We start from the raw sequence: 25,138 nt of genomic DNA, 5'->3' as shown, positions 1-25,138 counted from the left end.
TTCCCGCCGCTTGGGCGCCCCCAATCTGTTTCGCTCGGCGGGGCGGCCCCCCCCGCCCGCTCCTACAAGATCGGGTCACGCGGTCGCCTCCTTCAGCAGTCGGCCGCCGGCCTGGCCGGCATTGGCCTTGCGTTCGCGCGCGGCACGGATGAAGCCGATGAACAGCGGATGCCCGCCGCGCGGCGTGGACAGGAATTCGGGATGCGCCTGGCAGGCGAGGAACCAGGGATGGTCCGGCAGCTCCACCATTTCCACCAGCAGATCGTCCATCGACTTGGCCGAGATCAGCAGCCCGGCGGCTTCCAGCTGGGTGCGGTAGCGGTTGTTGAATTCGTAACGGTGGCGATGACGCTCGCCGACGACATCCTGGCCGTACATGCGGTGCGCGAGGGTCCCGGGCTTGATGCGCTGCTCCTGCAGGCCCAGGCGCATGGTGCCGCCCAGGTCGCTGTCCTCGCTGCGGCGCTCGACCTCGCCGGTCTGAGTGCGCCATTCGGTGATCAGCCCGATCACCGGATGCGGCGTCTGCCGGTCGTTCTCGGTGCTGTTGGCCCCAGCCAGGCCCGCCAGGTTGCGGGCCACGTCGACCACGGCGGCCTGCATGCCGTAGCAGATGCCGAAATAGGGGACCTTGTGCTCGCGGGCGTACTGCGCAGTGAGCACCTTGCCCTCGAAGCCGCGATCGCCGAACCCGCCAGGGACCAGGATCCCGTCGATGCCGGCGAACGCCGACTCGGCGCCATCGCGCTCGATGTCCTGCGATTCCATCCACACCAGGTTGACCCGCGTGCGCTGGCGGATGCCGCCATGCTTGAGCGCCTCGCCCACCGACTTGTACGCGTCCTTGTGATCGACGTACTTGCCGACCACCGCGATGGTGACTTCGTCGATCGGATGCTCGGCCGCATCCACCACGTCCAGCCACTGCGACAGGTCGGCGTCGGGCGCGGCCTTGTGCTGCAGCCGCAGGCCTTCGACCACGATCTGGTCCAGGCCCTGCGCATGCAGCCACATCGGGATCTTGTGGATGTTGTCCAGGTCGATGGCGGAAATGACCGCCTTCTCCGGCACATTGGTGAACAGCGCGATCTTGCGCCGCTCGCCGTCCGGCAGCGGCTGCTCGCTGCGGCACAGCAGCACGTCGGGCTGGATACCGATCGATCTGAGTTCCTTGACCGAATGCTGGGTCGGCTTGGTCTTGAGCTCGCCGGCGGCGGCGATGAACGGCACCAGGGTCAGGTGCATGAACATGGCGTTCTCGGCGCCACGTTCGGTGCGGATCTGGCGGATCGCCTCGAGGAACGGCAGCGACTCGATGTCGCCCACCGTTCCGCCGATCTCCACAAGGGCCACGTCATAGCCGGCCGTGGCGTTATCGATGCAACGCTTGATTTCGTCGGTGATATGCGGGATCACCTGCACCGTGGCGCCCAGATAGTCGCCGCGCCGCTCCTTGCGGATCACGTTCTCGTAGATCTTGCCGGTAGTGATGGAATTGGCGCCCGACAGGCGCACGTTGACGAAGCGTTCGTAATGGCCCAGATCCAGGTCGGTTTCGGCGCCGTCGTCGGTGACGTAGACCTCGCCGTGCTGGAACGGGCTCATCGTGCCCGGGTCGACGTTGATGTACGGGTCCAGCTTCATCATCGTCACGCGCAGGCCGCGCGCCTCGAGGATGGCGGCCAGCGAGGCCGCGGCGATGCCTTTGCCCAGCGAGGACACCACGCCCCCGGTGACGAAGATGAGCGGGGTGGTGGAGCCTGGAGGGGTCATGGCGGCAGGATGGCTGGAAAGCGGCATTCTACCGGCAGGCCTGCGCCAGCGCGACTGCGGCCGCGCGGACCCGGAAAAGACGACGCCCCGCGATGCGGGGCGTCTGTTGGCTGCGCGAAGCGCGGCGTTGGCGTACGGCCCAAGGCCGGCGCGGATACCTGCGCGCGATCAAATGTCCTCTTCCTCTTCTTCGTCCTCGTCGCCGGTCTTCGACTTGGCCCTAGCCTTGTCCGCCTTGGCCTTCTCGGCCGCCTGCTTCTTCGCGGCTTCTTCGGCCTTGGCCTTGGCGGCGGCCTGCTCGGCGCTGGCATCCTTGGTCTTGGCGTCGACCTGTGCGCTCTGCGCGGCCGCGTTGCCGGCGACCAGCAGGGTCGCAGCGGCAAGGAACAGCAGGATGTGCCTGAGTTTCATGGTCTTACCTCGATCCCGACGTGCGGGTGGCGTGTCAACGGATGAATTCTATCGACCCAGTCTGAATCGGGCCCGTGCGAACGCTAGGGCTGCCCTAAACTAGCGCCACGACACGCCGACGGAACCGCATGAACACCCGCTACAACGCTGCAGACATCGAAGTCCTGTCCGGGCTGGACCCGGTCAAGCGCCGTCCCGGCATGTATACCGACACCACGCGCCCGAATCACCTGGCGCAGGAAGTGGTCGACAACGCGGTGGATGAGGCCCTGGCCGGGCATGCGCGCACCATCGAGGTGACGCTGCACAAGGACGGGAGCTGCGAGGTGTCCGACGACGGCCGCGGCATGCCGGTGGACATCCATCCGGAGGAAAAGATCCCCGGCGTCGAACTGATCCTCACCCGCCTGCACGCGGGCGGCAAGTTCGGCAACCAGAACTACACGTTTTCGGGCGGCCTGCACGGCGTCGGCGTGAGCGTGGTGAACGCGCTGTCGACCAAGGTGGACGTGTACATCAAGCGCGACGGCAACGAATACCGGATGGCGTTCACCGACGGCGAGAGGACCTCGGACCTGGACATCGTCGGCAGCGTCGGCAAGCGCAATACCGGCACCCGCCTGCGGTTCTGGCCGGACCCGAAGTATTTCGACACGCCGAAGTTCAACCTGCGGGCGCTGCGTCATCTGCTGCGCGCCAAGGCGGTGCTATGTCCGGGCCTGAGCGTGACCCTGTTCGACGAAGCCAGCGGCGAGCGCGACCAGTGGCATTACGAGGACGGACTGCGCGCCTATCTCAAGGGCGAACTCGTCGACCGGGAGCTGCTGCCGCCCGAGATCTTCACCGGCTCGCTGAAGAAGGACACCGAGATCGTCGACTGGGCCGTGGCCTGGGTGCCCAGTGGCGACGGCCAGGCGGGGGAACTGGTGCAGGAAAGCTACGTCAATCTGATCCCCACCTCGCAGCATGGCACCCACGTCAATGGCCTGCGCACCGGCTTCACCGACGCGCTGCGCGAGTTCTGCGATTTCCGCAACCTGCTGCCGCGCGGGGTGAAGCTGGCGCCCGAGGATGTGTGGGACCGCGTGTCGTTCGTGCTGTCGCTGAAGATGACCGACCCGCAGTTCAGCGGCCAGACCAAGGAGCGCCTGTCCTCGCGCCAGGCGGCCGGTTTCGTCGAAGGCGCCGCACACGATGCGTTCTCGCTCTGGCTCAACACCCACACCGAGTTCGGCGAGAAGATCGCGCAGCTCGCGATCGAGCGCGCCAGCGCACGACTGAAGACCGAAAAGCAGATCGTGCGCAAGAAGGTCACCCAGGGCCCTGCCCTGCCAGGCAAGCTGGCCGACTGCATCAGCCAGGACCTGTCGCGCACCGAGCTGTTCCTGGTGGAAGGCGACTCGGCCGGCGGCAGCGCCAAACAGGCGCGCGACAAGGACTTCCAGGCGATCCTGCCGCTGCGCGGCAAGATCCTCAATACCTGGGAAGTCGCCAGCGGCGGCGTGCTGGCGTCGACCGAAGTGCACGACCTCGCGGTGGCGATCGGTTGTGATCCGGGCAAGGACGACATCTCCGGATTGCGCTACGGCAAGGTGGTGATCCTGGCCGACGCCGATTCCGATGGCCTGCACATCGCTACCCTGCTCACGGCGCTGTTCCTGCGCCATTTCCCGACGCTGGTCAACGCCGGCCACGTATTCGTGGCGATGCCGCCGCTGTTCCGGGTCGACGTGGGCAAGCAGGTGTTCTACGCGTTGGACGAGGAGGAGAAGCGCCTGCTGCTCGAGCGGGTCGAGCGCGAGAAGCTCAAGGGCGCGGTCAACGTGACCCGGTTCAAGGGCCTGGGCGAGATGAATCCGCAGCAGCTGCGCGAATCCACCATCCATCCCGATACCCGGCGCCTGGTCCAGCTCACGGTCGACGACGGCGACGGCACTCGCGCGCTGATGGACATGCTGCTGGCGAAGAAGCGGGCGGGCGACCGAAAAGCTTGGCTCGAACAGAAAGGCGACCTGGCGACGCTGGAGGTCTGATCGGCCGTTCATCGGTATCGGCCGTTGCAACGGCGCGGGTTCTGTCGCGGCGGAGGCTGTTGTGCGGCGCGGTGGGAACAGAAGGGCGACTTGGCGACGTTGGAAGTTTGATCGGCTGGTCATCCGCCGCGACGGCGCGGATTACCTTGCAGTTAAGGGCACAGTAGGGCGCTGCTGTTGAGTGTTATCCGCCGTTGCGACGGCGCGGGTTCGATCGCGGCGTAGATTGTAGTACGGCGCGGCCGTTGCGACGGCGCGGATTCTCTGGCAGCGGACGTTGCAGTGCGGCGCGGCGCGTTTGAGCCGAAGCGTTCGCCATGCATGTGCGCCCCGCTGCTGCGGGGCGCACACGACCGTCGCGAGGCGACGATTGGACCTGCACGACTACGGCGTCTGTCGATCGTCCGTCTGTCGATCGTCCTGACGACGCTGCTTGCGCGGCTTGTCGGGATCCGAGGCAGCGTCGGACGCCGGTTGCGCCTGCTGGCTCGCATTCAACGCGCCCTCGCCCTGCCCGTCGGCGTTCGTACCGATCGTAGCCGCGCTGCCCGCGGCATTCGCGCTGCCCTGCGCAGCCGCACCGGCATTCGCGCCAACACCGGCGGCTGTGCCAGCCGCCGTATCGACCGCGCCGGAAGCCGCGGCACCCGCCTGGGTCGTGGCATTGGCCGCCGTCTCCGTCGCCGCCGCGGCAACGTTGCCTGTCGCATCGACGCCAGCGCCGACCGCGGCGCCAGCGGTGTCGCGCGCGCGGTTGACACTGCCGGCCACGCCTGCGCCGAGGCCGGCGCGCGCATCGGCACTGTTCCCGCTTCGGGCACGGCGACGTTCGCGCGCATCGTTGCGCGAGTCCACGCGCACCGAGCCGTCGAGGCCGGTATTCGCACCGAGGCCGAGCGATCCGGCCTGACCGGCGCCGATCTGGGTGTTGAGCTGGGTATTGACGCCGGCCTGTCCGCCGATGTTCACGCCGACCTGGGCGTATGCCGCCGGCACGGCGACGGCGGCGGCGATCACCGCAGTGAGTACTGTCTTGCGCATCCGCTGTTCTCCTTTCGTTCTCGGGGAGTCGCATGCCTGCGACGCGACCGACCCTATCCGCCGGACTGCGACTCGCGACTGAACCCATGACCGAGGGAAATCCCCTATGCGGGCTTGACAGCGCCCAACGGCGAGAGAGGCGGCCTCAACGCACGATGCAATTCAGGCGTCAGTCAAGCGTCCACAGCGGGCACTCGAACGCTCATGCGTTCCCGAAGGCCGGGCCGGCACCGCGTGCGACGTCGATGGAGCGTTCAAGCAAGGTGCCGATCAATGCCTGCAGCGCGGCGGCACGCGCGGGTGCGTACTCGAACGTTTCCTCGTCCATGTAATTGCGCTGGCTGACCTCGAGTTGCACAGCATCGATGCCATTTGCCGGATCGCCGTAGTGACGGGTGATGTAACCGCCCTTGAAGCGGCCATTGACGACGAAATCGTAATTGTCCTGGGCCGCGAGCAGTGCTTCGAGCTGCGCCTGCAGCGATTGCGAACAACTGGCACCGGCGGCGGTGCCCAGGTTTAGATCGGGCAGGCGGCCTTCGAACAGGAACGGCAGCTCGCCGCGGATCGAATGGCCCTCCCACAGCACCACCCGGCCGTGCACGCCGCGAATGCGCTCCAGCTCCGCACGCAGGGCCACGTGATAGGGACGCCAGTAACGTTCGACCCGCGCGCGCACCTCGTCTTCGGTCGGCTCCTGGCCCGGCAGGTACACCGGATCGCCGCTGAAGCGCACGATCGGGCACAGTCCGGTGGTGTTCTGGCCCGGATACAGCGACACATCGTCTTCCGACCGGTTGAGGTCGATCACGTAGCGCGAAAACCGCGGCACGATCATCGAGGCGCCCAGCTCGCGCGCGACGGCATACAGGCGGGCGACGTGCCAGTCGGTATCCGGCACCCGACGCGCCTGCGCGGTGAGCCGCGCGGCGATGTCGTCCGGCACCGCGGTACCGTCGTGCGGCAGACTGACCAGCAGCGGCGCGGTGCCGCGATGGAGTTCGAAGACCTCTGCGCTCATGCGGACAGCATCCTGGAGAAGAATTCCGGCGTACCCGACAGATCCGGATGCCGGCGTGGATCCCGCATGCCGGATCGGGAGCGTGGATCGCGGGCCATCACCGCATCAGCACCAGTTCTTCGGCGCTGGTGGGATGGATCGCCATGGTCGCATGCAGGTCGGCCAGGGTGATGCCGCGCTTCAATGCCACGGCGAAGCCTTGCAGGATTTCGTCGGCGGCCTCGCCCAGCAGGTGGATGCCCACGACGCGTTGTTCTTCCGCCGGCTTCCCCGCCCCCACGCACACCAGCTTGAACAGGCTGCGCTGCGGGGAATCGGCCAGCGCGTGCAGCATCGGGCGAAAGCCGCTGCGATACACCTGCACCGCGTCGCCGTAGCGCTGGCGGGCCTGGGTCTCGGTCAGGCCCACCTTGCCCAGCGGTGGATGCGCGAAGACCACGGTGGCGATGTCGTCCGGATCCAGCCGCGCCTGCGCCTGGCCGCCGAACACGCGATCCATCAGCCTGCGCGCGGCGGCGATCGCGACCGGCGTGAGCGCCGGCTGCGGGGTGACGTCGCCCACCGCATACACGCCAGTGACGCTGGTGTTCTGCTGCGCATCGATGCGGATATGGCCGCTGTCCTGCAACGCGATCCCCGCCTGTTCGACCGCGAGCGAAGCCGCGTGCGGCACTCGCCCGGTGGCGAACAGCACGGCGTCGAAGGCTTCGCCATCGCAGGCGCCGGCGCCAGACAGGCGCAGTGTTCCGTTGTCTGAATGCAGCGCAGAAACCGGAGTGCCGAGGTGCAGGCGCGTGCCGTGGTGCTGCATGTCTTCGACCAGCTGGGCGGTGAGGTCCTCGTCGAAACCCTCGAGCAGGCGCGGCCCGCGCACGAACAGGTCCACGCGGCTGCCCAACGCCTGCAGCACGCCGGCCAGTTCCACACCGATGTAACCCCCGCCGATCAGCGCCACCCGGGCGGGCGCGGCGCGCAGATCGAAGAAGCTGTCCGAGTCCAGGCCGAGTACGGCGCCCTCGATCGCAGGCCGGCGCGGCCGCCCGCCAGTAGCGATGAGTACATGCGGTGCGCGCAGGCGCACGCCGCTGTCGGCCTCCACTTCGTGCGCGGTGACGAACCGACCGCGACAGGGCAGCACTGCGATCCCGGCCGCGTCCAGGCGGGCGCGATAGCTCTGGTGGATGTTTTCGATGTAGCGCTGGCGATGGGTAATGAACTCCGCCCAGTCCAGCACCGGCGCGGGCAGGTCGAAGCCGAGCCGGTTCGCAATCTCCACCCGATGCGCCAGGTCGGCGGCCAGCCACATCGCTTTCTTCGGCACGCAACCGACGTTGACGCAGGTGCCACCGAGCGCGCCGGGCTCAAGCAGCGCCACGCGCGCGCCGTGCTGCGCCGCGCGGAATGCACCGGCCAGGCCGCCGCTGCCGCCGCCCAGCACCACCAGGTCGAAATCGTCCCGCCCGGCACTCACAGGAAGCGTCCGGCGCGATAGGGCGCGGGATCCATCGCCGGGTCGCGTTCGCATATCATGTCGGCCAGCAGTTCCGCGGTGCCGGTGCTCATGCCTATACCCATCATGCCGTGGCCCGCCGCGGCCCAGACATGGCGGTGGCCGGGGACGCGACCGATGATCGGCAGGTCGTCGTAGGTGAGCGGGCGCCAGCCGAACCATTCCTCGCGCTTGGCCGGGCCCACCGGTTCGTGCAGGTATTCGGCCGCACCGCGCTCGAGCGCGCCCAGCCGGCGCCGGTTGAGCCGGGAATCGTAGCCGGCGAATTCCATGGTGCTGCCCAGCCGGTAGCCGCTATCCCAGGCGGTGACGCACACGCTGCGCTCGCGCAGCACCACCGGCCTGCGCGGCACCAGCGTGGGCCGGTCGTAGGTGATCGAATAGCCCTTGCCCGGCTGGATCGGCAGCCGCGACAAGCCCGCGCTGCGCGCCAGCCGCGGCGACCATGCGCCCGCAGCCAGCACCACGTCGCGGGCATCGCGCGCGCCGTGCGCGGTATCGACGCGGACGCCGCCGCGTTCGACCACGATCCCGCGCGCCTCGCACTGCTCCTCGATCACGCCGCCGCGTTCGCGCAGGACCCGTGCCAGCTCGGCCACGTAGCGATCCGGACGCAGGCGCGCATCGCCGGGGAACCGGATCGCCGCGAACACGCCCGGCTTCACCGCAGGCTCGCCGCGTTCGTAGTCGACGCCGTCGATGACCTCGGTAGCGATGCCGATGGCATGCAGGTGCTGCAGTTCGGCGCGGTCGTGCTCGAATCCCTGCTCGGTGCGGAAGACGTAGTCCACGCCGGATTCGGCGAACTCGCAGTCCAGCCCGTAGTGCGTGATCCATTGCGGGAACAGCGCACGCGAATGCTGCAGCAGCGCGCCCTTGTGGCGCATGGTCTCGAGCCAGTCGCGCTCGTTGCAGCGCGCGGCAAAATGCGCGAACCAGCGCCACAGCGCCGGATCGAGGCGCGGCCTGACGTAGAACGGCGCGTCGGGCGTCAGCATCCAGCCCAGCGCCTTGCGCACCGTGCCCGGGGCCGCCAGCGGCGCGGCGTGGCTGGGGGTCAGCGTGCCGCAATTGCCGTGCGAGCTACCCGAGCCCACCGTGCTAGCTTCCAGCACGCGCACGCTGCGACCGGCTTCGACCAGCGCCAGCGCGCTGGCCAGGCCGATCGCACCACCGCCGATGATGATGACCTCGTCGTGAGTGTTCATGCGCAAAGTGTAGGGCCGCTCCGGCGCCGTCGCGCGGCGTCGACGCGGCTTTTTTGCAGGAGCGCCGCTTCGGCGCGACCGCAGCATGGTGGTGCCCTGACCTTCGGGGCGGAAGCCGCATCACCACATGGCGGCTCCTTTCCCCCATGCACCTATGCGGTCGCGCCGAAGCGGCGCTTCTACATGGCTTGCGTCGTTACCGATCGAAGAAAAGCCCCCTTAGTAAGGGGTGCGGCGACAGCCGGGGGGCGAGGATGGCCTGCTTGCTCTCTTGTAGGAGCGCCTCTCAGGCGCGACCGCAAACTCCGTCATGCAGGGAGATCGTAGCCTTTGTCGCGCGCAAGCGGCGCTCCTAGCGCAGGCGTGCGTGTGTCCTGGGCCGCTGCGGCGGCGCGAGGGCAATCGCGGCGGGCCGTCGTTCGCGGCGCGGGCCCAAGGTTTGCAAGCAAACCTTGGGATTGATCTTGGGCAGAGCCCAAGATCAATGCTCGTGGCCACCCTCGCCGTGCACATGGCCGTGCGCGATTTCTTCCTCGCTGGCCTCGCGCACGTCCAGCACCTCGATGTCGAAGTGCAGGTCCTTGCCTGCCATCGGATGGTTCAGGTCCACGTCGACGACGCTCATGCCGACCTTTTCGATGGTCACCGCGCGCGGGCCGAAGTTGGTGTTGAGCACCACCTGCATGCCGGGAGTGAGCTTCTGCGCGCCGAAATGCTTCTTGGGTACGCGCTGCGTCAGCCCTTCGCGCTTCTCGCCATAGGCATCGGCGGCGGCCACGTCCACGCCGAAGCTCTCGCCCGCCTCACGGCCTTCGAGCGCCTTGTCCAGGCCGGGGATGATGTTGCCGCGACCGGCCAGGATCGCCAGCGGCTCGCGTTCCCGGGAACTTTCCAGCGGCTCCTGGCCCGGCGCAGGCGCGCCGCCCTCGAACAGGGTGTAGTGGAACTGGACGACGCGGTCTTTCTCGATTTTCATGCAGGGATCCGTGGGCTCGGCAAAGGCGGACCACGCGGCCGGGCTGGGCACGCTTGTCCGGAAGAAGGGGCTTCGGCCATGATCGGCCGCGATGAAGACCGCGCATTATCCGGACTCCCCCGCCGCCGCGCCAATCGCGGGGTTGCTGGTGTGCCTACTGGGCCTGCTTTCGCTGGCCGGGTGCGGGCGCGGCGACGTGCGCCCTACCCCGGCAGCCGGCCGGCCGGGTCCGGTCGGGACGCCGCGGCACTGGCCCCAGGTTCCACCGGCCGATCCGGTCCGCGCCAATGCCGTGCTGATGCGCGCGATCAGCCTGGTGGGCACGCCCTACCGCTACGGCGGCAGCACGCCCGAAGGCGGGTTCGACTGCAGCGGGCTGGTCAACTACGTCTACCGGGACATGCTGGACCTGCGCCTGCCGCGCAGTTCGCGCGAGCTGGCCGCCTGGCAGGGGCCTCGAATCGACCCGGACCGGCTGACCACCGCCGACCTGGTGTTTTTCGGCAGCCGCGGCAGCGTCAGCCATGTCGGCATCTACGTTGGCGAGGGGCGATTCGTGCATGCGCCGACCACCGGCGGCACGGTCCGCCTGGACCATCTGGACGGCCCGTACTGGCGGGACCATTACAGCGGAGCGAAGCGCGTCCTCCACTAAACTGAATACGCGACGCGGCAAAAATGTGAACAAAAACATCCACTTCCGCGTATTCATAAAACAAAACCTTAACTTTCTACCGGGCTGCGTGGGGCACCATCACGCCACTTTGACGCCCGTGAAAGAAGCGTGACGAATAACGACCCTGCCTCCGGCCAACCGGCCGACCGCTCCGCCGCCGCGCATCGCACGCTTCCGCGCTCACTTCTCCTTGCTGTCCTGCTCTCCGTCCCAGCCCTGCCGGCGCTGGCCGACGATGCCGGCACCCTGAGCGCAGCGGCCGCCCTGACTCCGGTCGCGGTCAGCGATCCGATCCCGATGGCCGACCGCTCGATGCTGTTTGGCGCCGACCTGGAACAGCTGATCGCCAGCCAGCCCACTACGGCCAAGCCCGAACCGGCGCCCAAGGTCAGCGATCGCGTGCAGACGGTGCTGCGCCGCGCCCTGGCCCTGCTCGGCACCCCCTATCGGTGGGGCGGCACCTCCGAGAACGGCTTCGACTGCAGCGGCCTGGTCGGTTACGTGTTCAAGACCGCGCTGGGCATCGAACTGCCGCGGGTGTCACGCGAGATGGCCAACAGCGGCGAGCAGATCGAGCGCGCCGCCCTGAACGCCGGCGACCTGGTGTTCTTCAGCCGCCGCGGCAAGCGCGTCGACCACGTCGGCATCTACGTGGGCAACGGCCAGTTCGTGCATGCCCCGCGCACCGGCAAGGACGTGATGGTCTCCAGCCTCGACACCGGGTACTGGAGCCACAAGTTCCTGAAGGCGCGCCGCGTCGCCGGCATCTGAGATTTCCCGCGCATCGATCCTGGTAGGCCGCCGCAAGGCGGCCTTCTGCATTCCGGCTGCCGGACGGCGACCATTGCTGGCGCGCCATGTGGGAGCGACCCCGGATCAGGTCCGGGCAGGCTCTTGGTCGCGAATGCCCTGGCTCTTCGCAAACAGCATTCGCGCCTGAAGGCGCTCCCACAGGGCCAGGAGCTTGCCTCGGGCCGCCCCGCAAACGCAGCTGCACTACTCCGGGTCGCAGCGCCGGCCTTCGTACTCGTGCCGGTCCGGCACATATGCGCTGCCGTTCCAGCGCAGCACCGGGAAGCAGAAGCCTGGGCCTCCGACCGAAATATCCGGCCAACCGCCCTCGCCGACGGTGTCCAGGAACTCGGGGACACCGCTGTTGAAGTCGATGACCTTCCAGCTCGCGTCCGGCTGGCGTCCCAGCAGGGTGTAGCCGGTTCCGGCAGCACCGTGGCAGAAGCTTCCCTCCTCGACCACCACGGCTTCGGGACGTCCGTCGCCGTTGAGATCGCGCACCTGCTCGATGACCGCGCCACTGGTCGCGGGATCGTCGACACAGATCACCCAGCGGCCGTCGCGCTGGACCGCACCGGCTGCCTTGAAGATGGCGACCCGGTCGGCGCGGTCGATGGCCGGCTCCTGCGCGGATGCGCTGGACGGCAGGATCGCGCCCGCCATCGCGATGGCCAGTATTGCGGCCGAGCCGTGCATGCATATCCCCTGGGGCTTTCCCTTCCGCCACAACGCGCGGCACTGCCCGCGCCGGCCACGCGGGTTGCGGCCTAGGACGCCTTCTGCCCAGCCTCGCGGTAGCGCGCCACCGTTTCCTCGATACCCTTGCTGAGCTCCATCACCTTCATCGCGTACTCGGCCAGGCGCTGGTCCTCTTCATCCTGGGGCACCCAGGTCGGGACTGCGGTCGGCTTGCCTTCCACCCCGTCCAGGGCAACGAACACGATCACGCAGTGCGTGCACAGGCGTTCGCTGCCTTCCTGCATCGGGTCGCGGGCGCGCACGTCCACCGAAAAATGCATCGAGCTGGTGCCGGTATGCACCAGCTTGGTGGACACGGTCACCAGGTCGCTGATCCGCACCGGCGCCACGAAGCGGATCCCGCCCACCGCCACGGTCACGCTGTAGCGTCCGCTCCAACCGACCGCGGCCGCATAGCCGACCTGGTCGATCCATTTCATCACCACGCCGCCGTGCACCTTGCCGCCGTAATTGACGTCGGTGGGTTCGGCCAGGAAGCGGAATTCGAGTTCGCGCTGACGTCCGCTCATGCGATTCTCCGGTGGCTGCAGGGCGAAGGGCGGCCAGCATACTTGCAGCCGCGCGCGCACGGCGCGATGCTCTTGCCCACATCGACGGATCGAACGGAGCAACGGAATGCGCACCACACTGGGAATCCTCATCGGCATCCTGCTGGCCGCCGGCGCGCTGGCCGGTTGCGGGTACCTGCTCATGCAGCTGCATCCGCTGCCTGCGGGCTTCCAACCGCTGTCGTTGCGGCAGCTGTCCGATTATGTGGAAGGCGCGCCGCGCGGGGCATTGGCCGTGATCTGCGTCGCCGCCGGCGTGGCCGCACTGATCGGCGCCTGGCCGGCGGCCCGCATCGCACGCGGGCATCGCGGCGGCGCGGCCCTCACCATCGGCGCGCCACTGACGCTGCTGGTGATCGTGGGCGCCACCCTGGTGCCACAGCCCGAGTGGGTGCCGGTCCTGGGTATGTTGCTGCCGATCCCGCTGGCCGTGGCCGGATGGCGCATGGCCATTCCGCGGGCGGAAGTCTGATCGCCGTTAACGCGCAGCACTCCGTTGCGCGGTATGCGCGGGCCCGGCCGCAGACGGCCGCGGACGTGAGTCTGCCGGGCGAGCGCTTGCGCGCCGCGTTCGGCAGCGCGATGCTCGCGCCGGGGACATTGCCAGGGGATTCGAATGGGACGCACGCTTCTTGCCGTCATCGCAGGCGCCGTGGTCATGTGGCTGACAATCTTCGCGCTGGAATTCGTCGGGCACGCCCTGTTCCCACCGCCACCGGGTCTCGACCCGCAAAACCAGGCCGACCTGGCCGCGATCATGGCCCAGGCCCCGGCCGGCGCGATGGCCATGCTCGTCGTCGCCTGGATCGCCGGCGCATTCACCGGCGGATTGACCGCCGCCAAACTGTCGCACCGGCACAAGCGCGGCGCCGCGATCGCAGTGGCACTGCTGGTGATGGCCGGCGTGTGCGGAATGATCTACCTGGTTCCCGACCACCCCGTCTGGGTGTCGGCTCTCGGCCTCATCCTCCCGATCCCGGCGGCGCTGCTGGCAGCTCGAGTCGTTACGCGCCTGAAAGTCAGTGCGTAACGTTTACGCCTCGCGTTACGCCTTCAAATTTGGAACGTAATAGTAGTTAGGCCGCTATGGCAATTAGTCGTCAGCCAAGGATCATCCTATCGTTCGCCGCTCTCGGTGCAGTGATTGCGCTTGCTATCTGCATAGCGGGACAATTTCTTCCGTTCCATCCTTATTGGGTGTCCAACGTTGTTGTAGTTGCTTGCCCTCCATCGCTAATGCTCATGGCAACAGAAGGCTGTGCCGGGATTCTCAGCTGGTGTTCCATGCAGATAATTCTGCTCGTTATCCTGTCCAACGCGATCTTTTACGCCACTCTAGGCGTTATCTTTGTTTCACTTGTGTCTCTGGTAAGCAGGCTTCGTCGTGGCGCCGCCTAACAATTCGTTCAAGCCGACGCCGCTTCGTTCCGGCACCAGGCATGGCAGAGAAAGCCTGCCATGCCTGCAGCCTCCACTACGCAGCGCGGCTTAACTCAGGCGTTAGGCGGCGCCCGAACATTCTGCAGTCTGAAACCTATGAAGATCGGCGAACTCAAATCGTTTGGCCATAATGTCGCGGACTCTCTAGCTAGCGGGATCTGCTTCATGATCGGTATCTATGACGTGGACATCTACGCTGAAGCATCCTCCTCACCGGAAGGCCATGTAGTTGTGGATTTCATTACTGGCTCTACATCTGGCAGTCCTGTCTCTGCGGATCTGCAGCGCGCACTCGATTTCTACTCGGAGGCGTTGCCGGACCTTTGTAGAAAACATGGCATTGACCTGTCGGAGATCAAGGTTCTATCGGCCAGGTTCGGTACCGACTCCATAGCGGGTCGTCACTTCGCAGTGACAGTTGAAGCTTCTGATGGCCGGCGATCGATTGATCAATACGTAGGCACTCCCGGCAGGCGTTTCAGCAAGTCCCGCAAGAGTGGACGCGCCGCCTAACAATTCATTCAAGCCGAACCCGCTTCGCGGGTCGGCTTAATTCAGGCGTCAGGCAGCATGTCCATTGTCTCGAACATCCTAGAAGCACTTCGCCGAATCGGATCCCCTTCCGAAAAATCAGCCCTACGGCGACAAGATCAACAACTCCATGGCATGAAGGTCTTAGAGCGTGGACGCGTGATCGCCCGGCACGGAAAAGAGACCGCTACTGGATTTCATGCAACTGTCGAACCTTATCCAGAAGATGTAACTGAATTAACAAGCGCCGAGATCGAGCCAATCAATAGCAATGCTTCGCTTGCTTCATCGCTATATGAGCAATTCAATGTAGATCCTGCAGCGCACATGCTAGACAAGCTTGACCAAGCATTTGAGAACTGGCTCGATGCGCCCGATCGGTTCGGATTTCTAGATGAAGATGTCGTAGAGATTCTTGGCGCGTCTTTCGGGAACTACTGCAATGAAACCCTTGAAATGAAGTGGGTCAAAGTTTCTGACCAGTACGGCGTGAGCATCGCAATCGACGGAAATGAGTTTGAGTTTAGGGGATATCCTTACGACTCAATTCGTAAACGTATCGCTGATTCGGAGCACACATTCTTTCGGGGAGTTTATGTTGCTCTGGCACACCAAAAGCAGAGTTCTCGGCGGCGTGCAGATGCCGCCTAACAATTCATTCAAGCCGAAGCCGCTTCGCGGCCCGGCTTAGTTCAGGAGCTCGGCTTCGCATAACACCAGGAGGAGTCATGGAAGAAGAAGTTCTCGGTGGTATCGATAAAGATCGGGGCCATCCCCGTGCGATTCAAATCATTCCAGACGAGTTCTTCTGGGACTGCACCGATGAACTTGCTCCATTTGGCTCGGACGAGGGCGACACCGCTCTTTCCGAGTACCGCGATTGGCGCAAGGAAAACCCGGATGAACCGCTAGAGGAGTGCCTCATCTGGACAATTGAGTCGGTCGGAGAGATTGATGCATCCGAGTACTCAGACGCAATCTTCCATGAGCCAACCGTTCGCGAGCAGATCGAAGATCCTGATTTCGATGATCAACAGCTGATCTACACAACGGACGTGTCGGTAATAGCTACCGCTTTTGGTCAGCTCGCGGATGAGGGAAAGATTGATGCCGCCGCAAAACCGTATGCAGCACGCGCGCTCAAACGCCAGGCAGTTTGGGCCAAGCTTCAGCCAGATTGGGCGCACGCTGATGAGTACATCGGCAAGCTTTCGCGGCTTCAGGCAGCACTGGCTGAAGCTTGACATTTCATTCAAGCCGAAGCCGCTTCGTGGCCCGGCCGAATTCTGGCGCTGACCATCATCAGGATGGCGAGGGGAAATGAAGAAGGTCGATCTGAAGAAGGAACTGAAGGGCCTCTACAAAGCGTCCGCCAAGGATGTTGCGCAGGTCGACGTCCCTGCGTTCAAGTTCCTTATGTCCGACGGAGAAGGGGATCCGAACACGTCCGAGGAATACGCGCAGGCAGTGGAGGCGTTGTTCTCCGTGTCCTATACGACCAAGTTCATGGTCAAGAAGGGCCCGGAAAGGATCGACTATTCGGTCATGCCGCTCGAAGGGCTTTGGTGGGCCGACGAACTTTCGGCATTCGTTGCCAACGACAGGGCGAACTGGAAATGGACGATGATGATCATGCAACCCCATTTCGTTGCGGAGGAAGTCGTCGCAGCAGCCATTGCTGCGGTCCGAAGCAAGAAGCGGCTTCCCGGCCTCGACAAGCTGCGCCTGGAGGAATTCACCGAAGGTCGTTGCGCGCAAGTGCTGCACGTTGGCCCGTTCTCTGACGAGGGGCCGACGATTGAGCGCGTGCATGCGTTCATCGATGCCCGATCCGGCTTGAGCGGAAAGCACCATGAGATCTACCTGAGCGACATACGGCGTGCAGATCCGAAGAACTGGAAAACGATCATTCGCCAGCCGATGCGATGACGGCCAAGCAGTCGTTGCGGGGCACCGACCTCCGGCCAGTCGCTGAACTCCGTCGTTAGGCCGCAGAGGAAGCATCCTTGTCGTTTCTTGCAGAACTTCTCTTCGAGTTCGTCATCCAGTTCGTACTCGAGATCCTGGTTGAAATTGGGGCCCACACGGTCAAGCGCGATCGAGGGCCGATCCATCCTGCGCTTGCTGCAGCCGGTTGTATTTTCCTCGGGGGTCTGCTGGGTTGGGTCTCGTACCTGATCTTCCCGCAGCACCTGATTTCCCATCCCTATGCCCGGATCGCCAACCTGGCGATCACCCCCATCGCCGTCGGCCTGGCATTGGGTGCCCTTGGCGCCTGGCGAGCCAAGCGGGGTACGGAGCTGGTGCGACTGGACAAGTTCGCTTACGGCTACGCCTTCGCGCTCGCGTTCGCGTTGGCCAGGTTCTGGCCTGGCGCCGCCAGCTGACGATGCGCGGAAGGCATCGCAGTTCATTCGTGCCGAAGCCGCATCGCCGTGCGGCATAATTCTGGCATTGATCTGACACGCACTTACAGGGGAATCGAGCAATGAAGCGAGTGCTAATGGCGTTCATGGTGACGGCGGCCGGGGTAACCGCCGCTGCGCATGCCGCAGGATCGGCGCCCACGATCGAAGTGGCGAACGAACTTGTCAGCCTGGTCAAGCCTCACGAGCAGGAGGCGCTGGCGATCCGATTCATGATTGCGGTCACACCCATGGATATGCCACCTGGATTGGCGGACTGCACCGTGAAGGAAGCGACGCCTGTCATGCGTTCGTACTTCGCGTCGCAGTTCGCCGAGAACATGAGTGAGCGCGAGTTGCGGGAGTCCATCGATTTCTTCCAAAGCCCTGCCGGGCAGGCTGTTGTGGCGCTGCGCCTGGAGCACGAGCAGAGTCTGTTGGAAGCGGCAATGAGAAAAGAGCAGATCGCCGACGAGCAGCTGCATTACCCTGCCCCGTTGCAACAAGAGCTCGATGCCTTTGGCGCCACGGCGGCCGGGAAATTCTTCGTCGGGGATGAGCTGCTGGCGCGCGAAGCGATCAGGACGCACGCGTCGGACCTGCGCTCTGAGGCCATGGCGAAGTGCTTGACTTCGTCGAAGTAGCAACGGGCCCAGGGGTCCACTCAAGGTGAGTATGCGACCAGTTACGATTCCCACTGCTGTGCTTGTTGTTCCGTTGGCGGTGTCCGTCATCGCCATCGCTGCGCTCAGCGGCTTGCCGCATGGCGAGCTGGTCTGGCAGTTTGGTGCCTGGGCCTTGGTCGTCGCGGCACTCGTGTTGCTCGTCGGGCTGCCTGTCGCGGCGTACGCGCTGGTCAGGGACGCCAGGACGAGAACGTGGCCGCGAAGCATCGCGTTCGCGGCGGGCACGCTTTACATGACGCTGCTGGTCGTCGGCACCCTGCTCTGAGATTCTGGGGCCTGGGCCGGATGCAAGGTTTGCGGCAGGCTGGCCGTGTCCGCCCGCATCGCCCTCAGTCGTTGATCCAGGCGAACCTGCCGCAGAAGGCTTGCTTCAGAATCGGGAGTGATCCGTGCTGATTCGCCAAGCGACGCAAGCCGATGCCGCCGCGCTCGCCAGGCTCGGTCGGGCGCTGGAGCAACCTTGGGACGAGATCGGCGTGTCCACGGACATTGCCGCGTACGGCGCCGGCTTCTACGTGGCGGAGACGGAGGCCGATCTCGTCGGATGCATCGTGCTGCGCACCGGACATGTCCCCGAGGACGTCGATGGGCACTCGCCCATCCAGCTCTGGCGCATCTTCGTTGCCCCGGAACACCAGGGCACGGAGATTGCCTCAAGCCTTCTCGCACAGGCTTTCGCGCATGCACGCGTGAATGGTCACGACGCGATCTGGCTCGGCACGTCCGAGGACAATGCCCGCGCCATTGCCTTCTACCGCAAGGGCGGGTTTCACCCGGTCGGAACGGCAGAGTTGCATCATGGCCATGAGTCCCATCGGGATCTGATCATGTCGCGCAAGCTACCCTGACGATCGCCATCCGCGCCTCGCGAAGCGTTCGCGCGACCGGGCCCAGAGGAACCGCCATGCATCACTCCCGACTTTGCGCCGTGCTCATCGATTGCAATACGCCCGATGTCGACCAGGCGGCCGGCTTCTGGGCCCAGGCACTGGGGCGCGCGGTCGACCCTGATCATCCGGGCACGCGCGGCCCCTACCGGATGCTGGAAACGCCGCCCGACGAACCCATCGTCCAGATCCAGCGCGTCGGGCACGAGAGCCGGGTGCATATCGACATCGAAACCGACGACATCCCGGCGGAAGTCGCGCGCCTGGAGGCCCTTGGCGCCACGGTGGTGGACCGGTTGGAGCGCTGGGTGGTGATGCAGGCGCCCACTGGTCAACGCTTCTGCGTCGTACGGGTGCAGCGTCCGGGGTTTCCCAAGAACGCCAACCGCTGGGACTAGCGCATACGAATGGTGGGTGCACGCCATTTCGATGGCGCCATGCCGGAGCCGGCAGGTCCAACCCGCTTCCCTGCAGGCTTCATCCAGACGTCAGACGCGGGCGAATCCGATTGCACTGCTCGACGAGGAGGTGGCTGATGTACAGATATCCATGCGTTGCCGCGCTTTTCTTCTGCACTGGGCTTGCGCTGGCCCAGACTCCGCCCGCAGAACCTGCGCTCACCAGGACCTTCGAGGACCCAGCCCTGGCGTGGGGTCCGTGCCCGTCGTTCCTGCCGGAGGGCTGCGCGATCGCCGTGCTGCACGGCGATCCGGCGAAGGAGAATGCGGACATCTTCTTCAAGGTGCCGGGGAAATCCGCGATCGACCGGCATTGGCACACCTCTGCAGAGCGCATGGTGCTGGTCTCGGGCGAACTGCACGTGACCTATGACGGCCAGGAGCCGGCCATCCTCAAGCCGGGCACGTACGCCTATGGGCCCGCGAAGGCGCCGCACAAGGCGCTCTGTGCAAGCGCCGAGCCTTGCGTCCTGTTCATCGCGTTCGAGGCGCCGGTGGACGCGTTTCCCAGCGAGGACTAAGACCACGCGGCTTGCGCCCGGGGTGAGGTTGGGCAATGCGAGACACGGCCGGCAAGGTGCCGGCCGTGTCGGCTGCCGCAGGCGAGCGCAGCAAGCTGCATCCGTGCAGTATCTATTTGTCCTGCGTCTGGAAGGTGCCGTAGGGCTTGAGTTGGTCGTCGATGGCCTTGCCATCGCCCACGACCACGATCGAGTGCTGTTCCGGGTCGAAGTACTTCCTGCCCATCGCACCCACCTGCTCGGCGGTGACGGCGCGCACCTTGGGCACGTATTCGCCGAGGAATTCGGCCGGCAGGCTGACCAGCCAGTTGTTGGCCAGGGTGGTGGCGACCGCGGCCTGCATCTGGTTGCTGAGCAGGTAACCGCCGGCGACATAGCGCTTGTTGTCCTCCAGCTCCTGCGCGGGCACCGGCTCGCTGCCGATGCGCGCCAGTTCGCCCTGGAACTCCTTGAGCGCCGCGCCGGTGACTTCGTTGCGCACGTCGGCCGAAGCGCTGACGCGCCCACCCTGGCGGGCCACGGCGATGCCGCCGCGCGCGCCGTAGGTATAGCCCTTGTTCTCGCGCAGGTTCTGCATCAGGCGCGAGCTGAAGCCGCCACCGAGGATGGTGCCGGTGAGCTGGGCCGGGATGTAGTCCGGATGGGTAGCCGCGATGCCGGGTCGGCCCAGACGCAGCGCCGACTGCACGCTGCCGTCGCGCTGGATACGCACGAAGCTCGGCGCCGCCTGGCCGCGCGCCGGCGGCGCGTCGGGTAACGGATCGCCACTGGCCTTCCAGTCGCCGAAGGCGGCTTCGGCGAACTGCAGTGCCTGCGCTGCGTCGATCTTGCCGGTGATCACCAGCAGCGCACGGTCCGGGCGAAAGCGCTGCGCATGCGCATCGCGCAGCGCCTGCGGCGTGATCGCGGCAATCGAAGCTTCGGTCTGCTGCGAGCGCGCGTAGGGATGATCGCCGTAGATCGCCACTGCCAGCGCGCGTTCGGCCTTGAAGCCGGGCTGCGCCTCGGCGGCCTTGAGTTCCTGCAGCTGGTTGCCCTTGGCCAGTTCCACTTCCTTGTCCGGGAACGAGGTTTCGCGCGTGACCTCGGCCAGCAGCTCCATCATCGGCCCGGCATGCGAGGACAGCGCATTGGCCATCACCATCATGCCGTCGGTGGTGGCATTGCCGCCGACGCTGCCACCCATGCCCTGGGCAAGCTCGGCGATCTGTTTCGAATCGTGCTTCGACGTACCCTCGTTGAGCATGTAGGCCAGGGTGCTGGCGAAACCGGGGGCGTCCTTGGCGTCGTGCGCATAACCGGCGTTGCGGATCGCGAGCACGTAGTCGACGCGTGGCAGGCCGTCGCGCGGGACGACCCAGACTTCCAGCCCATTCGCCAGGGTCTGCTTCTCGATCTGGGGGACCGGCAGCGGCTTGTCGGCCGCGTAAGGTGGCAGGTCCGCTGGCAGCGGTGCTTCGGTGGCGGCCAGGGCCGGGCCGGCGATCAGGGCGCAGATCGCGAGCGCGATCGTCGAAGGATGCAGTTTCATGATCGGCACTCCTTAGTCGTTGCCGCTCGCGGGCTGCGCGGGCTTGGCGGCGGGCGCGCTCTGCAGCATCGCGGCCGGCTTGCGGTCGATCACGGTGCGGTTGGCGCTGGCGAGATAGGTGCGCGCCGCGCGCTGCACGTCCTCGGAAGTCACCGCTTCGATCCATGCAGGGATCTTGTTGACCACCTCGGCATCGCCCCACAGCAGCTGGAGTTTCGCCAGTGTGTCGGCACGGCTGATGAAAGCTTCCAGGCCGTCGTACCAGGACGCCAGCATGCCGGTCTTGACCCGCGCCAGCTCCTCGGCGCTCACGCCTTCGCTTGCGACCTTGGCGATTTCCTCGTCCATGGCCCTGAGCACGGCGTCGGCATCGGTGGTGGGCTTGTACAGCGCGAACACCGTGAACAGCGTGGGGCCGTCGTATTCCCATGGACTGGTCAGGCCGTAGAGCGACTCCACGTTGAGCGCCAGTTCGCGGCCCTTGACCAGCCCCAGGTAGAAACGCGAGGCCGAGCCGCCGGCCAGCACATCGCCCAGCACCGCCATCGGCGCCTGGTCCTTGCTGCCGCGGTCGGGCATCTTCCACGCAGCGGCGATGGCGGGCACCTGCGCCAGCGCGTCGGACTGCTGGATGCGCTTCTCCTGCGTGTTCAGCCCTTCGCTGTAGTCAGGCGCGGGTGGCGTCTTGCGTGCAGGGATGCCGCCGAAGTACTTCTCGGCCAGTGCGAAGCCCTGCTCGGGGGTGACGTCGCCGGCGATGCCCAGCACCGCATTGTTGGGGCCGTAATAATCGCGGTGGAAGCCGCGCACGTCCTCCAGGCTGGCGCCTTCGAGGTCCTCGAAGCTGCCGTAGCCATCGTGGTTGTTCTCCCATTTGGAGAACGCCTGCTGACCGATGTCGATCCACATGAAGCCGCCGTAGGGCTGGTTCTTCACGTTGACCCGGATTTCCTCCTTGACCACATCCTGCTGGTTCTTGAGCGTGGTGGGATTGAAGTCCAGGGTCTTCATGCGGTCGGCTTCCAGCCACAGCATCGGCTCGAGGGCGGACACCGGCGCCATCTCGATGTAGTTGGTGAAGTCCGGGCGCGTGGACCCGTTGTTGCGGCCGCCGCCACCGGTGATGACGCGGTCGAACACGCCTTCCTTCGCATTGGGCGTGCCCTCGAACATCAGGTGCTCGAACAGATGGGCGAAGCCAGTGCGGTTGCGCGGTTCCAGACGCATGCCGACGTGGTAGACCACGCTGACGCCGACGGTCGGCGAGCTATGGTCCTCGGACACGACCACGGTCAGGCCGTTGTCCAGCTTCCTGACTGCGACCGGCACGTCCCAGCGGTCGCTGCTCCTATCGGATGTGTCGGCGGCGCGTGCCGTGGAACCGGCGAGCGCGAGCCCAAGCAATACCGGGCCGGCCACGAGCGCGGCGATGGCGCACAGGCGCATGCGCATTCCCCTTGCGTTGGAAGACCGGGCCAGTGTAGCGCCCACCTGCGGGGCGACGGATGGCCGGAAGTCATGGAGACTATGCGTCCCCTCAAGACGGAATCCCGGATGGACCGCAAACGCAACTTCGTGCCCTGCGTGCTGGCCTTGCTGCTGGCGCCGGGCGTTGTATCCGCTGCCGAGCCGGTGCTTCCGCAACTCGAAGCTTATGAAGTCAAGGAGAGCTGGCGCCAGCCGGTGACGCCGTTCCGCATCGCCGATCACACCTGGTACGTGGGCACCGCCGGCCTGAGCGCGGTGCTGGTCAAGACCGATGCAGGCGCGGTGTTGATCGATGGCGGCATGCCGCAGGCGGCCGATATGCTGCTGGCGCGGTTGAAGGCGCTGGGCGTGGCGCCGGGCGAACTTCGCTACCTGCTGCACAGCCACGCGCACGCCGATCACGCGGGGCCACTGGCGGCGCTCAAGCGCGCGACCGGCGCGCAGGTGCTCAGCAGCGCCGAATCGGCCTGGCTGCTGGCGCGCGGCGGCAGCGACGATATCCATTTCGGCGACGCCATCGTGTTTCCGCCGGTGCAGGCCGACCGCCTGTTGCACGATGGGGAAACAGTGGCGATCGGCGACATCGCCCTCACCGTGCACTTCACGCCGGGGCACACGCCCGGCAGCATGAGCTGGGCCTGGACCGATACCCGCGATGGCAAACCGGTCCGCATCGCCTATGCCGACAGCCTGAGCGCGCCGGGTTATGTGCTGCTCGGCAATCCGCGCCTACCGCAGCTGGTCGACGATTACCGACGGGCCTTCGACATCGTGCGCGGCCTGCCGTGCGACGTGCTGCTGACGCCGCACCCGGATGCCACCGGCTGGGCGCCCGGCGATGCCGCGGCGCCACACGCCATCCCAACGACATGCAGGTCGTACGCGGACAAGGCCGAACAGGCCTTCGATGCGCAGTTGGACAAGCAGCGCGCGGACGCACGCTGATGCCGTATACGCCCATCGTCGCGACTCTCGGCTATGTGCTTTCTCCGGACGGGCGCCGGGTGCTGCTGGTCCATCGCAATGCGCGACCCGATGATCACCAGCTGGGCAAGTACAACGGTCTGGGCGGCAAGCTCGAGCCCGACGAGGACGTGCTGGCCGGCATGCGTCGCGAAATCCATGAGGAAGCCGGCATCGACTGCACCGCACTGCAGCTGCGCGGCACGATCAGCTGGCCTGGGTTCGGCAAACAGGGCGAGGACTGGCTGGGATTCGTGTTCCTGATCACTGCGTTCTCCGGCACCCCGTTCGAGCGCAATCCCGAAGGCACGCTGGAGTGGGTAGCGCTCGACAGCGTGCACACGCTGCCGATGTGGGAAGGCGACCGCGAGTTCCTGCCGCTGGTGTTCGACGGCGATCCGAGCCCGTTCCATGGCGTGATGCCGTACAGGGATGGGCGCATGGTGTCGTGGAAGTTCTCGCGATTGTAGTCACGTCGCTTCGGCACGATGCGAGGTGAGGCGCAGCCGGGGGATGTATCGAAATCGAAGGATGGGTCAGGCCGGTTCGCACGCCCCTTTCGCTGCAGCTTGGCTCCTGGAGCAAATGGTGAAGGCTCGCGACTGACGTCGCTCCTACGGGCACTTAGGACGTGCGCGGGGCGATGTATTCCATATTGACGGTATGCGGCGTGGTTTCGAGGAACCCGAACTTCTCGTACAGGTACTTCGCGTCGCCATCGGCGGCCAGCGAGACATAGGCCGAAGCAGGCACGTTGGCGCTCAGCCAGGCATCGAGCGCGGCCATGATCCGCTTGCCCAGGCCCCTGCCCTGGTACTCGGGAAGGACGGCGATATCGACCACGATGAAGAAGCAGCCGTTGTCGCCGATGATCCGGCCCATGCCGATTATTTCCGCCCGATCAGCCTGGGCCTGTAGAAGGGCGCCGCGGCGCAGGTGAACGCCGTACAGGGTGTTGGGCAGGCCGAGGCGCGCGGCATCCAGGGTCTTGGGCGACATGCCCGCAGCTGCACGCAGGGCACAGTAGGCCTCCGCATCCGGAAACCGTTCGACCAGCACGATCTCATCGTCCATCCTCTACGCTCCAATCGTTCATGCGCTAAAGCGTGTACGCCATCGCGACGGCGCGCTGCAGTTCCACGAAACCGAACTTCTCGTACAGGTATCTGGCATCGCCATCCGCGATCAGCGAGACGTGTGCCGTGGCCGGTGCATTGGCCCGGACCCAGGCGTCGAGCGCCTGCATGATGCGGCGCCCGAGGCCGCGGCCCTGCAGCCCCGGCTCGACCGCAACATCCACCACGAAGTAGAAGCAGCCGCCGTCGCCGATTACACGCCCCATGCCGACGACCTCGCCTTCGCGCAGCAGGCTGACGCCGTACAGCGTGCCGCGCAGGCCGCCTTCGGCTGCTTCGGCGCCCTTGCGCGAAAGTCCGGCGGCGGCGCGCAGGCGCCGGTAGTCGCCGGCATCCGGAAAGCG

Annotated in this window: 30 protein-coding genes; 17 read left to right on the top strand and 13 right to left on the bottom strand. The window is 66.0% G+C overall.

Annotated features, from left to right (window positions below; all coding sequences use genetic code 11):
• Window positions 1-75: 75 nt before the first annotated feature.
• Complete coding sequence (locus MC375_RS09795) at window positions 76-1,773, bottom strand: CTP synthase (protein WP_242103178.1); 1,698 nt, start codon at window positions 1,771-1,773, stop codon at window positions 76-78.
• A gap of 168 nt (window positions 1,774-1,941) precedes the next feature.
• The gene (locus MC375_RS09790) at window positions 1,942-2,184 is read right to left on the bottom strand and encodes a hypothetical protein (RefSeq protein WP_242103177.1); all 243 of its coding nucleotides are present in this window, start codon (window positions 2,182-2,184) and stop codon (window positions 1,942-1,944) included.
• Window positions 2,185-2,312: 128 nt separating this feature from the next.
• Between MC375_RS09790 and parE the strand changes: the two genes are divergently transcribed.
• Window positions 2,313-4,217 (top strand): DNA topoisomerase IV subunit B, encoded by a 1,905-nt coding sequence (gene parE / locus MC375_RS09785; protein ID WP_242103176.1) that lies wholly within the window; start codon window positions 2,313-2,315, stop codon window positions 4,215-4,217.
• 384 nt (window positions 4,218-4,601) lie between these two features.
• Here the strand turns inward: parE and MC375_RS09780 are convergent, their stop codons facing one another.
• From MC375_RS09780 to MC375_RS09760, 5 genes are all read right to left on the bottom strand, one after another.
• On the bottom strand, window positions 4,602-5,258 hold the full coding sequence (locus MC375_RS09780) for a hypothetical protein (protein ID WP_242103175.1): 657 nt from the start codon (window positions 5,256-5,258) through the stop codon (window positions 4,602-4,604).
• Window positions 5,259-5,460: 202 nt separating this feature from the next.
• Window positions 5,461-6,279, bottom strand: a complete 819-nt coding sequence (gene hutG / locus MC375_RS09775) for an N-formylglutamate deformylase (protein ID WP_242103173.1) — start codon at window positions 6,277-6,279, stop codon at window positions 5,461-5,463.
• 97 nt (window positions 6,280-6,376) lie between these two features.
• Entirely contained in the window at window positions 6,377-7,750 is a 1,374-nt protein-coding gene (gorA, locus tag MC375_RS09770) for a glutathione-disulfide reductase (RefSeq protein WP_242103172.1), read from the bottom strand.
• On the bottom strand, window positions 7,747-8,997 hold the full coding sequence (locus tag MC375_RS09765) for an FAD-dependent oxidoreductase (protein WP_242103170.1): 1,251 nt from the start codon (window positions 8,995-8,997) through the stop codon (window positions 7,747-7,749). The genes gorA and MC375_RS09765 overlap by 4 nt, the downstream gene beginning before the upstream one ends.
• Window positions 8,998-9,478: 481 nt before the next feature.
• Window positions 9,479-9,973 carry a peptidylprolyl isomerase gene (locus tag MC375_RS09760; protein ID WP_242103169.1) on the bottom strand — a complete coding sequence of 165 codons (495 nt, stop codon included), beginning with the start codon at window positions 9,971-9,973 and terminating at the stop codon, window positions 9,479-9,481.
• 91 nt (window positions 9,974-10,064) lie between these two features.
• Between MC375_RS09760 and MC375_RS09755 the strand changes: the two genes are divergently transcribed.
• Both MC375_RS09755 and MC375_RS09750 read left to right on the top strand, forming a co-directional pair.
• Window positions 10,065-10,628, top strand: a complete 564-nt coding sequence (locus MC375_RS09755; RefSeq protein ID WP_242103168.1) for a C40 family peptidase — start codon at window positions 10,065-10,067, stop codon at window positions 10,626-10,628.
• A gap of 129 nt (window positions 10,629-10,757) precedes the next feature.
• Window positions 10,758-11,420, top strand: a complete 663-nt coding sequence (locus MC375_RS09750) for a C40 family peptidase (protein ID WP_242103167.1) — start codon at window positions 10,758-10,760, stop codon at window positions 11,418-11,420.
• Window positions 11,421-11,645: 225 nt separating this feature from the next.
• Here MC375_RS09750 and MC375_RS09745 read toward each other — a convergent pair whose 3' ends face one another.
• Together MC375_RS09745 and MC375_RS09740 are read right to left on the bottom strand one after the other, a co-directional pair.
• On the bottom strand, window positions 11,646-12,137 hold the full coding sequence (locus MC375_RS09745) for a hypothetical protein (RefSeq protein WP_242103166.1): 492 nt from the start codon (window positions 12,135-12,137) through the stop codon (window positions 11,646-11,648).
• 71 nt (window positions 12,138-12,208) lie between these two features.
• Entirely contained in the window at window positions 12,209-12,709 is a 501-nt protein-coding gene (locus MC375_RS09740) for an acyl-CoA thioesterase (protein ID WP_242103165.1), read from the bottom strand.
• 106 nt (window positions 12,710-12,815) lie between these two features.
• Between MC375_RS09740 and MC375_RS09735 the strand changes: the two genes are divergently transcribed.
• The 12 genes from MC375_RS09735 (at window position 12,816) to MC375_RS09680 (ending at window position 19,676) form a co-directional block, all read left to right on the top strand.
• Window positions 12,816-13,220, top strand: coding sequence for a hypothetical protein (locus MC375_RS09735; RefSeq protein ID WP_242103164.1), 405 nt, complete (start codon window positions 12,816-12,818; stop codon window positions 13,218-13,220).
• 144 nt (window positions 13,221-13,364) lie between these two features.
• Window positions 13,365-13,778 (top strand): hypothetical protein, encoded by a 414-nt coding sequence (locus MC375_RS09730; RefSeq protein ID WP_242103163.1) that lies wholly within the window; start codon window positions 13,365-13,367, stop codon window positions 13,776-13,778.
• A gap of 428 nt (window positions 13,779-14,206) precedes the next feature.
• A complete protein-coding gene (locus MC375_RS09725) occupies window positions 14,207-14,701 on the top strand; it encodes a hypothetical protein (RefSeq protein ID WP_242103162.1) in 495 nt (164 codons plus the stop codon).
• Between the two features lie 57 nt (window positions 14,702-14,758).
• Entirely contained in the window at window positions 14,759-15,370 is a 612-nt protein-coding gene (locus MC375_RS09720; protein WP_242103161.1) for a DUF3806 domain-containing protein, read from the top strand.
• Window positions 15,371-15,447: 77 nt separating this feature from the next.
• Window positions 15,448-15,963 (top strand): hypothetical protein, encoded by a 516-nt coding sequence (locus tag MC375_RS09715; RefSeq protein ID WP_242103160.1) that lies wholly within the window; start codon window positions 15,448-15,450, stop codon window positions 15,961-15,963.
• Window positions 15,964-16,039: 76 nt separating this feature from the next.
• Window positions 16,040-16,648, top strand: a complete 609-nt coding sequence (locus MC375_RS09710) for a GyrI-like domain-containing protein (protein ID WP_242103159.1) — start codon at window positions 16,040-16,042, stop codon at window positions 16,646-16,648.
• 77 nt (window positions 16,649-16,725) lie between these two features.
• Window positions 16,726-17,106, top strand: coding sequence for a hypothetical protein (locus MC375_RS09705; RefSeq protein ID WP_242103157.1), 381 nt, complete (start codon window positions 16,726-16,728; stop codon window positions 17,104-17,106).
• A gap of 101 nt (window positions 17,107-17,207) precedes the next feature.
• Window positions 17,208-17,768: a DUF2059 domain-containing protein gene (locus MC375_RS09700; RefSeq protein WP_242103156.1), complete on the top strand. Its 561-nt coding sequence runs from the start codon at window positions 17,208-17,210 to the stop codon at window positions 17,766-17,768.
• Between the two features lie 73 nt (window positions 17,769-17,841).
• Entirely contained in the window at window positions 17,842-18,075 is a 234-nt protein-coding gene (locus MC375_RS09695; RefSeq protein ID WP_242103155.1) for a hypothetical protein, read from the top strand.
• A gap of 124 nt (window positions 18,076-18,199) precedes the next feature.
• The gene (locus tag MC375_RS09690; RefSeq protein WP_242103154.1) at window positions 18,200-18,658 is read left to right on the top strand and encodes a GNAT family N-acetyltransferase; all 459 of its coding nucleotides are present in this window, start codon (window positions 18,200-18,202) and stop codon (window positions 18,656-18,658) included.
• 56 nt (window positions 18,659-18,714) lie between these two features.
• Complete coding sequence (locus MC375_RS09685) at window positions 18,715-19,095, top strand: VOC family protein (RefSeq protein ID WP_242103152.1); 381 nt, start codon at window positions 18,715-18,717, stop codon at window positions 19,093-19,095.
• Between the two features lie 137 nt (window positions 19,096-19,232).
• Window positions 19,233-19,676 carry a cupin domain-containing protein gene (locus tag MC375_RS09680; protein ID WP_242103151.1) on the top strand — a complete coding sequence of 148 codons (444 nt, stop codon included), beginning with the start codon at window positions 19,233-19,235 and terminating at the stop codon, window positions 19,674-19,676.
• Window positions 19,677-19,788: 112 nt separating this feature from the next.
• Here the strand turns inward: MC375_RS09680 and MC375_RS09675 are convergent, their stop codons facing one another.
• Window positions 19,789-21,207, bottom strand: coding sequence for a pitrilysin family protein (locus MC375_RS09675; RefSeq protein ID WP_242103150.1), 1,419 nt, complete (start codon window positions 21,205-21,207; stop codon window positions 19,789-19,791).
• Window positions 21,208-21,219: 12 nt separating this feature from the next.
• Entirely contained in the window at window positions 21,220-22,653 is a 1,434-nt protein-coding gene (locus MC375_RS09670; protein ID WP_242103148.1) for a pitrilysin family protein, read from the bottom strand.
• 108 nt (window positions 22,654-22,761) lie between these two features.
• Between MC375_RS09670 and bla the strand changes: the two genes are divergently transcribed.
• Window positions 22,762-23,640 (top strand): subclass B3 metallo-beta-lactamase, encoded by an 879-nt coding sequence (bla, locus tag MC375_RS09665; protein ID WP_242103146.1) that lies wholly within the window; start codon window positions 22,762-22,764, stop codon window positions 23,638-23,640.
• Window positions 23,640-24,128, top strand: a complete 489-nt coding sequence (locus MC375_RS09660; RefSeq protein ID WP_242103145.1) for an 8-oxo-dGTP diphosphatase — start codon at window positions 23,640-23,642, stop codon at window positions 24,126-24,128. Before bla ends, MC375_RS09660 begins: the two co-directional genes overlap by 1 nt.
• A 154-nt stretch (window positions 24,129-24,282) precedes the next feature.
• Here MC375_RS09660 and MC375_RS09655 read toward each other — a convergent pair whose 3' ends face one another.
• Both MC375_RS09655 and MC375_RS09650 read right to left on the bottom strand, forming a co-directional pair.
• Complete coding sequence (locus MC375_RS09655) at window positions 24,283-24,732, bottom strand: GNAT family N-acetyltransferase (protein WP_242103144.1); 450 nt, start codon at window positions 24,730-24,732, stop codon at window positions 24,283-24,285.
• Between the two features lie 25 nt (window positions 24,733-24,757).
• Window positions 24,758-25,108, bottom strand: a complete 351-nt coding sequence (locus tag MC375_RS09650) for a GNAT family N-acetyltransferase (RefSeq protein ID WP_242103188.1) — start codon at window positions 25,106-25,108, stop codon at window positions 24,758-24,760.
• Window positions 25,109-25,138 lie beyond the last annotated feature (30 nt).

It is taken from the genome of Lysobacter sp. M2-1 (assembly GCF_022662495.1).
In the GTDB taxonomy this organism is placed as follows: Bacteria; Pseudomonadota; Gammaproteobacteria; order Xanthomonadales; family Xanthomonadaceae; genus JAKPBU01.
This window is presented reverse-complemented; position numbering and strand designations above follow the sequence as displayed.

Excerpts from the sequence above, each read along its gene's own strand:
- MC375_RS09795 (WP_242103178.1), bottom strand. The coding sequence starts at position 1,773 with ATGACCCCTCCAGGCTCCACCACCCCGCTCATCTTCGTCACCGGGGGC.
- MC375_RS09790 (WP_242103177.1), bottom strand. The coding sequence starts at position 2,184 with ATGAAACTCAGGCACATCCTGCTGTTCCTTGCCGCTGCGACCCTGCTG.
- parE (WP_242103176.1), top strand. The coding sequence starts at position 2,313 with ATGAACACCCGCTACAACGCTGCAGACATCGAAGTCCTGTCCGGGCTG.
- MC375_RS09780 (WP_242103175.1), bottom strand. The coding sequence starts at position 5,258 with ATGCGCAAGACAGTACTCACTGCGGTGATCGCCGCCGCCGTCGCCGTG.
- hutG (WP_242103173.1), bottom strand. The coding sequence starts at position 6,279 with ATGAGCGCAGAGGTCTTCGAACTCCATCGCGGCACCGCGCCGCTGCTG.
- MC375_RS09765 (WP_242103170.1), bottom strand. The coding sequence starts at position 8,997 with ATGAACACTCACGACGAGGTCATCATCATCGGCGGTGGTGCGATCGGC.
- MC375_RS09760 (WP_242103169.1), bottom strand. The coding sequence starts at position 9,973 with ATGAAAATCGAGAAAGACCGCGTCGTCCAGTTCCACTACACCCTGTTC.
- MC375_RS09755 (WP_242103168.1), top strand. The coding sequence starts at position 10,065 with ATGAAGACCGCGCATTATCCGGACTCCCCCGCCGCCGCGCCAATCGCG.
- MC375_RS09745 (WP_242103166.1), bottom strand. The coding sequence starts at position 12,137 with ATGCACGGCTCGGCCGCAATACTGGCCATCGCGATGGCGGGCGCGATC.
- MC375_RS09740 (WP_242103165.1), bottom strand. The coding sequence starts at position 12,709 with ATGAGCGGACGTCAGCGCGAACTCGAATTCCGCTTCCTGGCCGAACCC.
- MC375_RS09735 (WP_242103164.1), top strand. The coding sequence starts at position 12,816 with ATGCGCACCACACTGGGAATCCTCATCGGCATCCTGCTGGCCGCCGGC.
- MC375_RS09730 (WP_242103163.1), top strand. The coding sequence starts at position 13,365 with ATGGGACGCACGCTTCTTGCCGTCATCGCAGGCGCCGTGGTCATGTGG.
- MC375_RS09725 (WP_242103162.1), top strand. The coding sequence starts at position 14,207 with ATGCCTGCAGCCTCCACTACGCAGCGCGGCTTAACTCAGGCGTTAGGC.
- MC375_RS09720 (WP_242103161.1), top strand. The coding sequence starts at position 14,759 with ATGTCCATTGTCTCGAACATCCTAGAAGCACTTCGCCGAATCGGATCC.
- MC375_RS09715 (WP_242103160.1), top strand. The coding sequence starts at position 15,448 with ATGGAAGAAGAAGTTCTCGGTGGTATCGATAAAGATCGGGGCCATCCC.
- MC375_RS09710 (WP_242103159.1), top strand. The coding sequence starts at position 16,040 with ATGAAGAAGGTCGATCTGAAGAAGGAACTGAAGGGCCTCTACAAAGCG.
- MC375_RS09700 (WP_242103156.1), top strand. The coding sequence starts at position 17,208 with ATGAAGCGAGTGCTAATGGCGTTCATGGTGACGGCGGCCGGGGTAACC.
- MC375_RS09685 (WP_242103152.1), top strand. The coding sequence starts at position 18,715 with ATGCATCACTCCCGACTTTGCGCCGTGCTCATCGATTGCAATACGCCC.
- MC375_RS09680 (WP_242103151.1), top strand. The coding sequence starts at position 19,233 with ATGTACAGATATCCATGCGTTGCCGCGCTTTTCTTCTGCACTGGGCTT.
- MC375_RS09675 (WP_242103150.1), bottom strand. The coding sequence starts at position 21,207 with ATGAAACTGCATCCTTCGACGATCGCGCTCGCGATCTGCGCCCTGATC.
- MC375_RS09670 (WP_242103148.1), bottom strand. The coding sequence starts at position 22,653 with ATGCGCCTGTGCGCCATCGCCGCGCTCGTGGCCGGCCCGGTATTGCTT.
- bla (WP_242103146.1), top strand. The coding sequence starts at position 22,762 with ATGGACCGCAAACGCAACTTCGTGCCCTGCGTGCTGGCCTTGCTGCTG.
- MC375_RS09660 (WP_242103145.1), top strand. The coding sequence starts at position 23,640 with ATGCCGTATACGCCCATCGTCGCGACTCTCGGCTATGTGCTTTCTCCG.
- MC375_RS09655 (WP_242103144.1), bottom strand. The coding sequence starts at position 24,732 with ATGGACGATGAGATCGTGCTGGTCGAACGGTTTCCGGATGCGGAGGCC.